The sequence below is a fragment of the Agarivorans sp. QJM3NY_30 genome (assembly GCF_050870855.2).
Taxonomy (GTDB): Bacteria; Pseudomonadota; Gammaproteobacteria; order Enterobacterales; family Celerinatantimonadaceae; genus Agarivorans.
This window is the reverse complement of the sequence record NZ_CP194038.2, coordinates 5,001,424-5,015,682: the sequence shown is the minus strand read 5'-3', so window position 1 is coordinate 5,015,682 and position 14,259 is coordinate 5,001,424. Positions and strand designations below refer to the sequence as shown.

Annotated in this window: 10 protein-coding genes; 4 read left to right on the top strand and 6 right to left on the bottom strand. The window is 43.2% G+C overall.

Going from position 1 to position 14,259, the window contains the following annotated elements; translation table 11 throughout:
* Positions 1–757: 757 nt before the first annotated feature.
* A complete protein-coding gene (locus tag ACRRSX_RS22840) occupies positions 758–2,116 on the bottom strand; it encodes an MATE family efflux transporter (RefSeq protein ID WP_432455294.1) in 1,359 nt (452 codons plus the stop codon).
* Between the two features lie 168 nt (positions 2,117–2,284).
* On the opposite strand from ACRRSX_RS22840, the gene ACRRSX_RS22835 reads away from it, so the two are divergent.
* A complete protein-coding gene (locus ACRRSX_RS22835) occupies positions 2,285–3,406 on the top strand; it encodes a 1-acyl-sn-glycerol-3-phosphate acyltransferase (RefSeq protein WP_432455295.1) in 1,122 nt (373 codons plus the stop codon).
* A 79-nt stretch (positions 3,407–3,485) separates the two neighbouring features.
* Complete coding sequence (locus tag ACRRSX_RS22830) at positions 3,486–3,668, top strand: hypothetical protein (protein WP_432455296.1); 183 nt, start codon at positions 3,486–3,488, stop codon at positions 3,666–3,668.
* Between the two features lie 69 nt (positions 3,669–3,737).
* Here the strand turns inward: ACRRSX_RS22830 and ACRRSX_RS22825 are convergent, their stop codons facing one another.
* A complete protein-coding gene (locus tag ACRRSX_RS22825) occupies positions 3,738–4,838 on the bottom strand; it encodes an ISAs1 family transposase (RefSeq protein WP_432455297.1) in 1,101 nt (366 codons plus the stop codon).
* Between the two features lie 212 nt (positions 4,839–5,050).
* Between ACRRSX_RS22825 and glgX the strand changes: the two genes are divergently transcribed.
* Positions 5,051–7,141 (top strand): glycogen debranching protein GlgX, encoded by a 2,091-nt coding sequence (gene glgX, locus ACRRSX_RS22820; protein WP_432455298.1) that lies wholly within the window; start codon positions 5,051–5,053, stop codon positions 7,139–7,141.
* Here glgX and ACRRSX_RS22815 read toward each other — a convergent pair.
* The 4 genes from ACRRSX_RS22815 to pgi form a co-directional block, all read right to left on the bottom strand.
* Entirely contained in the window at positions 7,138–7,275 is a 138-nt protein-coding gene (locus ACRRSX_RS22815) for a hypothetical protein (RefSeq protein ID WP_432455299.1), read from the bottom strand. The genes glgX and ACRRSX_RS22815 overlap by 4 nt on opposite strands.
* A 173-nt stretch (positions 7,276–7,448) precedes the next feature.
* A complete protein-coding gene (locus ACRRSX_RS22810; RefSeq protein ID WP_432455300.1) occupies positions 7,449–9,791 on the bottom strand; it encodes a DNA polymerase II in 2,343 nt (780 codons plus the stop codon).
* A gap of 152 nt (positions 9,792–9,943) precedes the next feature.
* Positions 9,944–11,026 carry an acyltransferase family protein gene (locus ACRRSX_RS22805; protein WP_432455301.1) on the bottom strand — a complete coding sequence of 361 codons (1,083 nt, stop codon included), beginning with the start codon at positions 11,024–11,026 and terminating at the stop codon, positions 9,944–9,946.
* A 142-nt stretch (positions 11,027–11,168) separates the two neighbouring features.
* A complete protein-coding gene (gene pgi / locus ACRRSX_RS22800) occupies positions 11,169–12,821 on the bottom strand; it encodes a glucose-6-phosphate isomerase (protein WP_432455302.1) in 1,653 nt (550 codons plus the stop codon).
* A 288-nt stretch (positions 12,822–13,109) separates the two neighbouring features.
* Between pgi and ACRRSX_RS22795 the strand changes: the two genes are divergently transcribed.
* On the top strand, positions 13,110–14,258 hold the full coding sequence (locus ACRRSX_RS22795; RefSeq protein WP_432455303.1) for a diguanylate cyclase: 1,149 nt from the start codon (positions 13,110–13,112) through the stop codon (positions 14,256–14,258).
* The last annotated feature ends 1 nt before the right edge of the window (position 14,259 follow it).

Below are 14,259 nucleotides of genomic sequence, written 5' to 3'. Positions count from 1 at the left end.
CTGCCGATAAATAGGCATGAAGTGCAGTCACTAGTGGCTCTAATTACCAGATAACGCTGTTAGCGGTGATTTAGGTTTATGTCGTCTACCAACAGCGTTTTTTTATTCCTCTTCGCTTTTATCTTGAACAAACATTAGTAAGCCAAAATTAAGGTTTCTAGGCTTGACGATAAGCCCCGAGGTGCTGTGAGAGATCGACTACGCTTGAGCGCTGATATGGCTGCTCTATATTGCGTAAAAATTATTTAAACCCTTTAAATTCAAATAATTAATTAAATTCGATGATTCTTGATTGAATCAATTCAAAAATTATTTCACGGGCTCATCTAGGTTTTATTGAACCAAAGCGTAAAGTAGCTCATACAAGGACGGGCAGGGAAAGCAGCCAAAGCATGAAGCTAGCGGCATTATAGGAACGCTTAGGATGAGCGGCTTGTCAGGATCGATGAGCTAGGGATGTGAGCACAGGAGTGCGATTAGCCTTGGTGACACAAGAGCTTAAGGATGATTATCAGGACACCTCCAGGATGGAGCGAGCAACCGCTTAGGATGAGCAGTTAGGCCACAGAAGGCTAAAGGATAGCGCTAGGGAAGGAGCAAGGGGAAACACTAAGGAATGGTGTGCTACAGTCAAAAGGATTGCAGGGAGCAATTAACGTTCATGGATTTGAGCGATATGACTAGCTTAAGGGCGATACTTCGGTATCGCCCTTAATTTTTTATTCGATTAAACATCATGAGATCGATGTTGTCTTTTTTAATGCTGCGCTTGCCACCAACTTGCTTTTTTCATGAGGTAGGTCAATAGAATTAAACTGCAGAGGCCTGCCACCGTATGGGCGACAATGATTGCTAAGAAGATCACTTGACTGTTCGCAGCTAAGGCGCCTAGGTAAATGGCTGGCAACATAAAGACAAACAAACGAATGAGGTTAATCATCACTGCCATCATCGGTAGAGCCAAGGCGTTGAGTGTTTGTGCGAGTAATAAGGGAACCGCCATCATTCCGTAGCAAAAAGGCACCAGTTGTAGGTAATATTGGCTTAATCTGGCGACTTCGAGATCTTGATTGAAACTGCGACTGATCAGCGGTGCTAGGTAATACATGAGTATGGCTAACAGTAATTGCCAAATAACCGCTAAACGAATGGCTTGATGCACAATTTGCTGCGCTCGATTTAAGTTCCCTGCCCCGACATTTTGTCCCACGAGCATTGGGATCACTGAGTTTATCGCCATCACTCCGATAAATAGTAAGGCTTCTACTCGTGTGGCAAAGCCATAAGCGGCCACGGTTGCGGTTCCGGCGGTTGCCAATATAGCCATTGTAATGGTGGTGGCGATAGGGGTGAGCAATTGGGAAAATACAGCCGGTATTGCAATACTTAATAGTTTGTTCCAAGAGTTCATTAACTGCTGAAGGGAACAGGTTTCAAATTTGAGCAGTTGTAGTTTGTATTTGAGTAAGTAAATCGCCATGCAAAAAGTGAGTAGCCAAGCGATGGCGGTCGCTAGTGCCGCACCTTTCACACCTAAAGTGGGTATCGGGCCCCAACCAAATATTAGAATTGGGTCTAAAAGACCATTCATTATCCCGGCGACTAGCATCATGAGGCTTGGCGTTTTGCTATCGCCACTGGCTCGGATTGCACTGTTGCCGACCATGGGGATAACTAATAGAGGGATCGAAAGGTACCAGATCTGCATATATTGTTCGATATAGGGCATAACTGGTAATTCCGCACCGAGGGATAAAAATAATCGTTCAATATTGAAATAGCCTAAAGCGGCTAGGGTAGTAATTAATAGTAAACTAAACAATAAACTATGGCTGGTTAATTGGGCCGCTTGTTGTTTTTTCTCGGCCCCTAATAGTCGTCCAACATGAGACGAAAGGGCGATGCCTAACCCCATGGCGATGCTGGTAATTGCAAAGGTGATAGGGAAAGTAAAAGAGACTCCTGCCAGCGGATCGGTGCCCAACATAGCGACAAAAAATGTGTCGACTAAATTAAAAAAAATGATCGAAAAGATGCCCACTAAACTGGGGAGGGCTTTATCAATAATGAGAGGCGTGATGGGGGCATCAAGCAATTGTTGGCGTTGTTGTTCCATTCACATTGGATTGGGAAAACTTGTTATTAGTATACTTGGCAAATAAGCACAGTGAAAGTCGCAGGATAGCGCTTGAAACAACTGTGAGTTGCTTATTTTTTAACCGCTTCGGTTGTTTTTAGGGTGGGAAAGCGGTAAATTGCGCCTTCCTAAATTGCGAGAGAAGTTATGTCTGAGTTTGACAGTATTCGCCCTTATCAAGATTCTGAAGTAGAACAAATACTTAAACGTCTTATCAATGATCCTGAATTGATTACTACACTGATTAAATTTCGCTTTGCCAAGGCGAAGGGCGTTTTTCTTTGGCTGACTTCTTTTATTTTGCGAAAGATACTTAAATTTAAGGTCAGGAATATTCGCTCGGTATATGATTTTCAAGTGATGGTTGAAACTTATATGGCGCATATGATCAAAACTACCACCAGTCAATTGAGCTCTAGCGGCTTGGATCATTTAGATTTAACTAAACCACATCTATTTATTTCTAATCATCGGGATATCGCACTGGATTCGGCATTTATTAATTACATCTTACATAATAATGGCCAAGATACCGTGCAAAATGCCATCGGTGATAATTTGTTAACCAAGCCTTGGGTTTCTGACCTGATGCGTTTAAATCGTAGTTTTATTGTTAAACGTTCGGCGACCACAAAACGTGAAAAATTAGAGAACTCAAAACAGCTATCCGCCTATATTCAGCACACCTTAAGTCATACTAGTGATCACATATGGATTGCGCAACGTGAAGGACGAGCCAAAGACGGTTTAGATGTGACTAATTCAGCATTAATTTCTATGTTGGCCTTAAATAAACCGAAACAACAAAGTTTTGCGGATTACATCAATCAGTTAAACATTGTGCCCGTTTCTATTTCCTATGAATTTGACCCCTGTGACGTGGCCAAGGCAAATGAACTGGTTTCACAAAATCAGCATGGTGAATATTTAAAACAAGAACATGAAGATATTTCGAGTATTTCTCGAGGGATTGTTGGTCAAAAAGGCCGGGTGCATGTGCATTTTTCCGAGACCTTGCAAGGGGAGTTTGAGTCGGCAAAACAAGTTGCTCAAGCCTTAGATAAGGCCATTATTGGTAACTATCAATTGATGCCGACTAACTGGCTTGCTCTGGGTGATGCTATACCTGAAGACGTTTCCGCGAATGAGTTGGCAGAAGCGAAGCGCTATTTTGAGGCGAAGTCTCGCGATATTAGTGCAGAGGTTCAAACTCAGTTGTATGCCATGTATGCAAATCCAGTCAAAGCTAGAATGCAACTATATGATTAATAGTCAAATTTTTATAAAATAATACAATTGGCACTTTAGCTGCATACCCCCTTATAGGTATTATTTAAAAGGGTATGTTATGTTCCGTAGTAAAACTAGCCAAACCATCGCAAACGTTTTAGCCAATGGCGATAAACTTGAGCAATTGCTTTCTTTGATGTTGCCCGATGAAGTTTCGGAATTGGATCAACTTGGTTCGCAACATTGTCGTAGAAAACGTCAATGTGGTGGTCGTTCACATTCTATATCGGCAAAGTTCTGAGCTATAACAAAAGTTGGACCTAATCACGAAGTTACCTATTCGCCAGGGCGGGAGCATACTTTGATGGATTTATAACCCAAAGAAGACTCGTGCCCGATAATCGTCGCACCATCCCGCTTTCTTCAACTTCACTTTGTGACTTGGCGCTCCACAATCGCATTGTTTGAGCATGTTCATCACAAAACGTCTAAATAGAGCTATGTTTTCCACCGCTCCGTCTAAAGTAATGCGAGAGTTATCCTCTTTAAAAACAACATCTAATACGTAATGCTGGCTGTTTTCAATTCGCCAATGCTGACGAATATAGTGGCCTAACAATTTGTGATTCGGTGACATTGAGCTTATGTAATACGAGGTATCTACAGTGCCTTTCCCATTTATCACGCGGTGGCGTTCCACTGCTATGATGCTTCTTACCGTTGGCCATTTCTTTGCTAACTCTTCGGGCAACTTGGCCTTTAGTTGAAAGACGTATCGCTCTTCGCTACGACCATGGTGTTTTTCTTTAATTTCAGTGACGACCTTCTCTTTACCAGCATCAAAGACAGCTTGAAACTGCTCAACAACAGCCGCTCTCAACTTTGGTTGGTTGTTTTTTACTTGAACGACAACATGAGCCTTCTTTTCTGCGATTTTCTCTAGTGTATCGCGCTGACAATGTAGAGCATCAACGGTGACAACACTGCCTTTTACGTTAATAACATCAAGCATTTGGCGCACAACGCTAATCTCGCCGTTCTTGTTCGCTGTCGGTTTCTGACTCAGAACGAGACCACGTTCAGTATCATAGGCTGTAACCAATTGTAATGCTGTTTTCTTGTTATTTCGGTACGAGCCACGCAGTACTTTTCCGTCAAATGCGATGATGGCTCTGTTTTGACTCGTTCGCTGCTCGTTAATCCACAGAGCTAATGCCTCAAGCAAAGACTCCGCGACAACAGAACGCAAAATGCGTGCAATCGTGTGTCGTCGTGGGATCCCGTGTTCAAATGGTCTATATTTCCTCAGCCAGCCCAACTTCTCTTCTCCATAATATTCAATGTCTTGCCAGCCTTCACATCCTGATGAAATAGCACTGATAACAAGGAAAATCACGTCAATAAGGTCATGCTTTTGATTGATGTCAGATCGAGTATCCTCGACGACTGATAAATGTTCAATTATGTTCAAAATAACTATGTAGCTTAGGGTTTAGAGGTATTAGATCATATCTGTTAACAAAGTGCGATCCCGCCCTGACCTATTCGCACGACTGAGGCTTAATTAGTCGATCTATCTGTGCTGTCTAAAGTTCTGATGCTGCTAAACTATACTGGAGAGCCAATTATAGGCTCGTCATCTCAGGTTATTTGCATTTAAACTTTAATAAGACAGCACAAATTATGGATCTAAATATACAAGCGGGGAGCTCATTTCCTCTGGGTGCTAGTTACAAAGGCACTGGCGTTAATTTCAGTATTTTTTCAAAAAGCGCAACGGCAGTTAATTTATTACTATTTAAAGAGATTAACTCACGTAAACCGTTCGCGAATATCCCACTAAACCCAACTATTAATCGTACCGATCATTATTGGCATATTTATGTTGAAGATCTTGATGTCGGGACTCTTTATGGCTTTCAGGTCGATGGTCCATGGTTACCGGAACTCGGCTTACGTTTTGATCCAAGTAAGGTTTTATTGGATCCCTATGCCAAGGTGACCCACTTTCCGGATAATTATTTACGTTTGGTGGCTGCGCGCCATGGCCACAATAATGTTGATCAGTGCATTAAAGGGGCGGTGGTTGATTTGCGTGGCTTTGATTGGCAAGGCACTCAGCCAATTAAGCGTTCATTGCAAGATACCATTATTTATGAACTGCATGTTGCTGGTTTTACCAAGCATCCTTCTTCGGGGGTAGCGGCCCATAAACGTGGCACCTATGCGGGAGTTATCGAAAAAATCCCATATTTAAAGGCGCTTGGCATTACCGCTGTTGAGCTGATGCCTGTGCAACAATTTGATTTGCAAGATGCTCCGCTGGGTAAGCAAAACTATTGGGGTTATAGTCCCATCGCTTTCTTTTCTCCGCATAATGCTTATAGCTCGGATAAAAGTGTTTGTGGCGCTTTTAATGAATTCCGGATCATGGTGCGAGAACTCCACAAAGCTGGCATCGAGGTGATTCTGGATGTGGTCTTTAATCATACCGCTGAGGGAGGACATGATGGCCCAACCTTGAGTTTAAAAGGCTTACAAAATGATAGTTACTACATGCTGCAGCCAGAGAAACGTTGGTATGGAAATTACTCTGGATGTGGCAATACTTGTAATGCAAATCATTCGGTTATGCGCAGGATGATCCGTGACTCGTTGCGTTTTTGGGTCAATGATATGCATGTTGATGGTTTTCGTTTTGATTTGGCCTCGGTATTGGCTCGAGATTCGCAGGGAAATGTGATGAAAGAGCCGCCTTTATTGTGGTCGATTGATTCAGATCCCTCGCTTGCAGGCACTAAAATTATCGCAGAGGCTTGGGATGCCGCGGGACTGTATCAAGTGGGTGAGTTTGTTGGTGATCGTTGGAATGAATGGAATGGTCAGTTTCGCGATGATGTTCGAGCCTTCTTCCGTGGCGATCGTGCTGTTGTGAGTAAGTTCTCTGGTCGTTTATTAGGTAGTCCTGATATTTACTATAAAGATCATCATTCACCTCAGCGTTCCGTGAACTTGGTCACCGCACATGATGGTTTTACCCTCAATGATTTAGTTAGTTATAACGAAAAGCACAATTTAGAAAATGGGGAGAATAATCGAGACGGTGATAATCATAATGTGAGCTATAACCATGGGGTAGAGGGGCCAACTTTAAATCCCAAGATTAATCAATTACGTGAACAGCAAATGAAGAATTTCTTTACCACCTTGCTGTTATCTCTAGGAACGCCAATGATCACTATGGGTGATGAGGTGAAGCGTAGTCAGAATGGGAATAACAATGCTTACTGCCAAGATAATGAAATCTCTTGGTTTGATTGGAATCTGGTGGATGAAAACAGTGATCTCCTAAATTTTGTGCAAAATTTAATTAAATTACGCTGTTACGATGACGTGTTAGAGGAAAAAATCCACCTCAGTTTATCGGATGTGATCCATGATGCGAACATTGAATGGCATGGTGTGCAACAAGCCGAACCGGATTGGTCTGAAGATAGCCATTCTATCGCGGTGACCTTCTTAGACCCTTATTCAAAAGATCGTATGTATATGGTGTTTAATGCTTACTGGGAAGACTTGGAGTTTGTGGCTCCCGATATTGAAGGGTATTGGGTGATGTTAGTGGATACAGCAGCTAAACCGCCTCACGATATTTACGATTTTAAATCGGCTCCAATGTTACAAAATTCTTCGTTTAAAGTGGCGGCTCACTCGGTAAAAGTGTTTGTGGCGAATCCACAAATTGATAAACGTATTGAAAATTGCTTTGTTTAACTAGAGGTCGTTTGCTGAGATGCAGCAATAGTTAGCTGAGTTAAAAAACACGAGGGGGAGTGTTGGTCGTGAAATACACTCCCCAGCATCACCATTAATACCAATATACGAATACTCATAGAAAAAATAGCCACTAGTTTTACCTCTTTAGTTTGCCCTTCCCTATGGCCTCAGATGATTTAAGTCTTTAGTTATTGGAAGGGTAAACTAAGTAAAAGTTTCAAGTAGTTGATATTTTTTGGGTTTATATTTAATTACTGTGATGTTTCCCTAATTCTCAGGGCAAAGGTCTCAGCAGCTTCCAAGCTTAAAACAAGCCCAGTTGAGCACTAATTATTTGCTCAAAATCTAAGTTAATGAAAGGTAATATTGCATCAGCAATGGGTTGCAATTGCTTATCTAAGTAATGTTGATAATCGATTTGACTGCGGCAATAAGCAACAGGTTCAGGCCCATTTACGGTCATCCAATAATTAATAGTCCCTTTATTTTGATATTGCTGTGGTTTACCTAAAGCCTGATTATGTTGGTCGGCGAGGCGTGCAGCCCGAACCTGTGGTGGCACGTTTTTTACGTACTCATCGAGCTTGCGGCGTAAGCGCTTGTGGTAGATCAGTTGTGGGTCGTATTCACCCGCTAACAGCTTAGCGACGGTATCTAGAACAAATTGGCGTGGGTCTTGGTCGGAGAATAGCCGCTCTAACAATCCCGTTTGAAAAATCTTCGCCAGTTCGCTCCAGTCAGAACGTACCGTTTCTAGTCCTTTAATCACCATTTGGTTGTGCGCAGTTAAACCCGCATAGCGTTTTTTACTGCCAGTTTCTGAGCCGCGTATAGTCGGCATTAAGAAGCGTGAAAAGTGAGTTTCAAATTCAATTTCTAGGTAGCTCTCTAGCTGCATTTCTTGGCTGAGCTTATTGCGCCAAAAAAGGTTGATTTCTTTGGCTAGTTGTTGACCAATGGCACTCGCTTGTTCTGGACTTAGTTCTTGATTGAGCCAGACAAAGGTAGAGTCGGTATCACCATAAATCACTTGGTAGCCGTGTTCGGTGATCCAGTCTGCGGTTTGTTGCATCAGCTGGTGGCCGCGCATGGTAATTGAGCTTGCCAAGCGGGGATCGTGAAAGCGACAACCGGTAGAGCCAAGCACTCCATAGAAGCTATTCATCAAAATTTTGATCGCCTGCGAACGGGCTTTGTCTTGATTCGCTTTGGCTTGATCGCGCTGTAACCACAGCTGATTAATAATATCGGGTAAGAAATGTTTGTCGCAGCTAAATACGCCGCCTCTAAAGCCCTCAATGGCATTGTCTGGGCTTGCTAGGCCTTCAATTAAGCCTAAGGGATCAATTTTAAAAGTGCGAATAATAGAGGGGTAGAGGCTCTTAAAATCGAGTACCAGTACATTTTTATATAGCCCAGGCTTAGAGTTCATCACAAAGCCGCCAGGGCTGTCGGCGACAAAGTCATGGCTTAAGTTAGGCGCGATATAACCCGCGCGATGCAGCTTGGGTAAGTAAACATTGGTGAAAGCTGCAACACTACCGCCACTTCTATCCAGCATTAAACCGGTGAGTTGTGCGCGTAAGCAAAGAAATTCAAGGAGTTGGGTATGCTTGAAAATATCGAGTACTAACTTACAGTCTTCTAAATTGTAAGCGGCTAGCTGTGGCTTATCATGGGCAAAATTGTGGTTTATTTCGGCCATTCTATCTTCAACTTCGGCTACCAATTTGCCTCGGTTTAATAGCTGCCGAGCCACATTTTCTAGGCTAAAGCTATCAAAGTGGTAGGTCGCTGATTTTAGCGAGTCGATGCCATCGATCACCACTCGCCCGGGGATACTAATAAAACCGATGTGAGGCATATCGTGACGTTCACGCCATCTGGCAATGCCATGATGGCGACCAATGGCCAATTTAATCCCATGCACGGCAGCGCGTTTAACCAGCAGTCGAAAATCAAAATTGATGACATTCCAACCAATGATGATGTCTGGGTCGAGGTTTTGAAACTCTACTTCTAATTGTTTTAATAGTGCGTACTCATTGGCTAGCCAAGTGATTGGCGTGTCGGCGGCTTGCTCTGGGCCGATCATCAGTACCCGTTGGTAGTTGTCACTATATAAACCAATTGAATATAGCTGACCTTTTTCACTGCACTCAATATCTAGCGATAATACCGACAGTTGGGGCGTATATTGCGCCGCTTTAATTTTTGCCTGCTGCAAGGCGGGGTAACGAGAGTCATGACTCTGCAGGCCAGTAAACAGCATGCTGCCATAACAAAAGCGTTCCGTGAGAAAACGCTCATGCAGTTTTATATCGCTCTCAAAACAGCTTAATCCTGCCTGTTTTAACTGTTGCGCAGCTTGGCTGTGGTTTTTGATACTAGAAAAATAGAGTGCGCTTACCGGCTGGTGTTGGAAGGTTTTTAGGGACACCGAAGCATGACGGTTTAGCTGTGATCCCAGCAGGGCGAGCACCGCATTTAACTGATGGTTGAGAACAAAAAAAACTGGCTGTTGATCATCTATCTCGAGGCAAATAGCACCTTGTTCGCTGGCCAACCACAGCTGAATATGAGCCTGACCTTGACGGTCATAGCTATTGGCTGTGAGTAGAAATCCTTGAATTGCTTGGCTGGTCACGATTGGCTCGGTCTATATTATAGGTTTAGCGGCGAATGTACTAAAGGAACTTAGCATACAACTAATTGCTTTAGCCAATGGCTATTTCTAGAGTGTTTCGTGCTTCGTTGGATTCGCTTGAACAATAATGGAATGAATAAAATTAATCTGCTTTAGGACGACGGCTGGTATAAATGTCTCTTGAGTGCCAAAGCGGGTTTTTCTATGTAATTCCAAGAGCAATAAGCGAGTAGCAGGGTTAAACAGAAAGCCATCACAAACATATGAATCGCTGTCACTTTCGGGATTGTGGTGGCTATCAGTTGCTGTATTGGCCATGCATAAATGTACATGCCGTAAGAATAGTCGCCCAAGTGATTGTAATGCAGAATTTTTCCTTTAGGTAGATAAGCAAAACACATGATTAAGTAGGGAGTGATGATTAGGTAGCTAATAAAAAACAAACTCTGGTTGAGGCTGAAGAATGCCAACAGCAGTATCAGTATGGCGGCTAACATGCCTTTGTAGTTGATGCCAATCCAAGCCCTAAAAACGTAGAGATTACCGCCGATAAAGAAGGCGCTCGCGAAACGATAGAATTTACTATAAAACCAATGCGGCTCGCGACCACTGAGCTGGTCATGAATAAATAACATTAGGCAGATAAGGGCGGTGAGGACGATCACTGTCGGTAGCCAGTTTACGGCAACTTTTAGTTTTCTAGCAAACTGATAAGTCACTCCAAACCCAGTTAATATTAAATACATCTTTAGTTCCCATGGCAGGGTCCATAGCGAACCATTCACACTGCGGTTGTAGGGAGCACTGGTAAATACATCGGGTAGCATTTGGTAGTCGCCAACAATAATAGAGCTATTGTAGATCAGAAAATTTTGGGTCTCGTTATGGCTCAAATATTGGCCTAGGCTTAATTTAGAAAGTTGTAAACCGAGTAAGCAACAAAAAATAACAGAGGTGATCAGTGCAGGGTAGATCCTGAGGCATCGGGATAATACAAAAATAGTTAAAGATCTTGCGGTAAGTAAACTTTTACAAACTAGCAAACCACTGGTAATGAAGAAAATATCCACCGCAATATAGCCTAAGGATAAGCCTAGATATTGGGCGATGGGCTCACTGTGTTCATTACCTGTCGCCAAGCAAAAGCTGTGGCTGTATACCACTAAACATGCCGCTAACATCCTTATTAGCTTGAAGTTATTATCTTTGGTTTTCAGTAATTCTTGTAGCTGCATTGATTGGCCAATATTTATATTTTGAGTATAGGCTTGTTTATATTAGTTGATTATTTATTGCTCGTTGTTGGAATGGTGGGCATAAAAAAAAGCTGGCCTGGGCCAGCTCTTTGCATTTAGTTTTACGTTTAAAAGCTAAAGTTTAGCTCCAGGCTTTAAAGGTATTAATTAAACCGTTGGTTGAACTGTCGTGAGCGGTGACGGCTTGCTGGCTTTTTAGTTCGGGCAAAATTTGGTTGGCCAACTGTTTGCCAAGCTCTACGCCCCACTGGTCGAAGCTAAAGATGTTCCAGATAACGCCTTGTACGAAGATTTTGTGCTCGTACATCGCAACCAGTGCACCTAAAGAGTAAGGGGTGATTTTCTTAAGCAAAATAGAGTTGGTTGGTTTGTTACCAGTGAATACTTTAAACGGTGCCAGTTCAGCAATTTCTTCAGCTGATTTACCTGCGGCCACTAACTCTGCTTCAACGGTATCGCGAGACTTACCAAAGGCTAAGGCTTCGGTTTGGGCAAAGAAGTTAGACATTAATTTCTGATGATGATCAGACAAAGGATTGTGGCTCACTGCTGGTGCGATAAAATCACATGGGATTAACTTGCTGCCTTGGTGAATTAATTGGTAGAAGGCGTGCTGACCGTTAGTTCCCGGCTCACCCCAAATAATTGGGCCGGTTTGGTAATCAACCGGGTTGCCATTACGGTCGACATTTTTACCGTTGGACTCCATGTCACCTTGTTGGAAGTAAGCTGCAAAGCGGTGCATGTATTGGTCGTAAGGCAGAATCGAAACGCTTTCCGCACCGAAGAAGTTATTGTACCAAATGCCAAGCAAGGCAAGGATTACCGGTAAGTTTTGTTCAAAATCGGTTTCAGCAAAGTGCTTGTCCATGGCATGCGCGCCTTCGAGCAATTCGATGAAGTTATCGTAACCTACCGTTAACGCGACTGATAAACCAATCGCCGACCAAGAAGAGTAACGACCGCCAACCCAATCCCAAAATTCAAACATGTTGTCGGTGTCGATACCAAATTCGGCAACTGCAGGGCCGTTGGTTGACAGGGCTGCAAAATGTTTAGCCACGTGGGCTTGATCGTTCGCCGCAGCTAGGAACCAATCGCGTGCGCTATGCGCATTAGTCATGGTTTCTTGGGTGGTAAAGGTTTTTGATGCCACTAGGAATAAGGTGGTTTCGGGGTCGACTTGTTTTAGAATTTCGGCAATATGAGTGCCATCTACATTCGAAACAAAGTAGGTTTTGATATGTTCAATTTTGTAAGCACCCAACGCTTCAGTAAGCATCACTGGACCCAAGTCTGAACCACCAATCCCAATATTTACAATGCTGCGAATGGCTTTGCCTGTATAACCTTTCCATTCACCGGAGTGGATTTTTTGACAGAAGCCTTGCATTTTTTCCAATACCGCATTAACCGCAGGCATGACGTCTTCGCCGTCTACGATGACCGGGGTATTGCTACGATTTCGTAAGGCGGTATGTAATACAGAACGCCCTTCTGTTTGGTTGATTTTCTCACCAGAGAACATTGCCTTAATCGCGCCATCGAGCTTGGTTTCTTTGGCGAGTGCAAACAGCTGTTGCATTGTGTCGTTAGTGATCAGGTTTTTCGAGTAATCGAGTAAAATTTGCTCGTTAAACGAAACTGAAAAACGCTTGAAGCGCTCAGCGTCAGCGGCGAATAATTCGCTGAGTTGAACATCTTTCTGTGCCTCGAAATGCGCTTGTAGCGCTTTCCACGCTTGTGTATGAGTTGGATTGATATTGTCCAGCATTGACCTTGTTCCTTAGATACTTAACCTAATTGACCGAGTTGCAAGTTTATTGACCGTAACTTGCGGCTAGCACTTTACCCTTTCTGGGAAAAAAGACGCAAGCAATCAGATCAAAATACTATGAAAGCCTGTGTTTTGTATTTGCCAAATGTGGCACATTTATCGAAAATTCATTATTTTTTAAGTTTTTTGTCTAGTTTTTAACTCTTGTTTTGGTGTGCGGGCTGTTCGAGTTGTTGTTACAATGACCACAAATTGTTCACTAATGTTGCTAACAAGGATCGATGTTTGCGCAATGTACAGCTTCAAATAAAGTCTGATAATGCCCATTATTTACTGAATAGTGGTCGTTTGGTGGCATTAATGACCGCGCTGTATAGTTTGTTATGGTGGTGGCTATTTTCTCCTGATTATCGTTTTGTACCGGGTTTCATTTGGTTACTGTGCATGTTGCTTTTAGCGGCGGCATTTTATTTTTTCTTGCGCCTAAATCGTGACTTTTCGGCGCATTCAGCGCCTGCTTCACAGCTCGTTCGTTACTTTAGTTTGTCGACTAGTAGTGGGATCTTATGGGGGGTTGGTATCTTGCTATTTGCCCCAGACTTAGGTGGCGCAGAGCGCCTGTTGTTAATGATTTTACTCGGCTCACTGTTATCCTTGGTGGTGGTTCCCAATTTATTAAGCATTAGTAGCTTCAATGGTTTTTGTTTGCCCATTTTATTGGCGCTAACGGTAGTTTCGGTGGATCGTAGTCAAGTCGAATTGGTGGCCTGTTTAGTGCTGTGGTTGAGCTGGGTGCAGCTAAATTTAGTTTTGAAGCGTGCTGAAGCCTTGGTTCAGGCAAATTTTACCGAGGGTGCGCGAAATCGGCTTAAAGTTTTAGAGTTGGCCGATAGTCATGCCTTGATGCGTGAACAAAGCGAGCGAGATGCGCTGACCGGTTTATATAATCGGGCGATATTTGAGCAATCCTTGGCTCAGCATTGGCGTTTAAGTGGCCGAGCTAAAACTTCCTTAAGTTTATTATTGATCGACGTTGATTTCTTTAAGCCATATAACGATCATTACGGGCACGTCGCTGGAGATCAGTGTTTAAGCTTGGTTGCGAGTCTGTTTACACAAGCCTTACAGCGTGAAGATGATATCGTTGCTCGCTATGGCGGCGAAGAGTTTGTAATGATCTTGCCTAATACCGATACTAAAGGCGCATTGCAAGTTGCGGAACGAATCAGAACACTACTTGCAGAGGCAAAGTTGCGGCACGAGTACTCCACGGTGGCTAGCTATGTGACCGTGAGCATTGGAATAGCCTGTCTTATTCCTGTGGCGCAACAGAATGCTAAAGACTTCGTAAACAAGGCTGATATAGCCCTATATAGAGCCAAGCAGTTAGGTAGAAACCAAGCTGTAGTGGCCGCTCGTGGAGAAATAGAATGAG

What these genes read in the sequence shown, in the direction of transcription:
- ACRRSX_RS22840 (WP_432455294.1), bottom strand. Translation starts at nt 2,116, where the DNA reads ATGGAACAACAACGCCAACAATTGCTTGATGCCCCCATCACGCCTCTC.
- ACRRSX_RS22835 (WP_432455295.1), top strand. Translation starts at nt 2,285, where the DNA reads ATGTCTGAGTTTGACAGTATTCGCCCTTATCAAGATTCTGAAGTAGAA.
- ACRRSX_RS22830 (WP_432455296.1), top strand. Translation starts at nt 3,486, where the DNA reads ATGTTCCGTAGTAAAACTAGCCAAACCATCGCAAACGTTTTAGCCAAT.
- glgX (WP_432455298.1), top strand. Translation starts at nt 5,051, where the DNA reads ATGGATCTAAATATACAAGCGGGGAGCTCATTTCCTCTGGGTGCTAGT.
- ACRRSX_RS22805 (WP_432455301.1), bottom strand. Translation starts at nt 11,026, where the DNA reads ATGCAGCTACAAGAATTACTGAAAACCAAAGATAATAACTTCAAGCTA.
- pgi (WP_432455302.1), bottom strand. Translation starts at nt 12,821, where the DNA reads ATGCTGGACAATATCAATCCAACTCATACACAAGCGTGGAAAGCGCTA.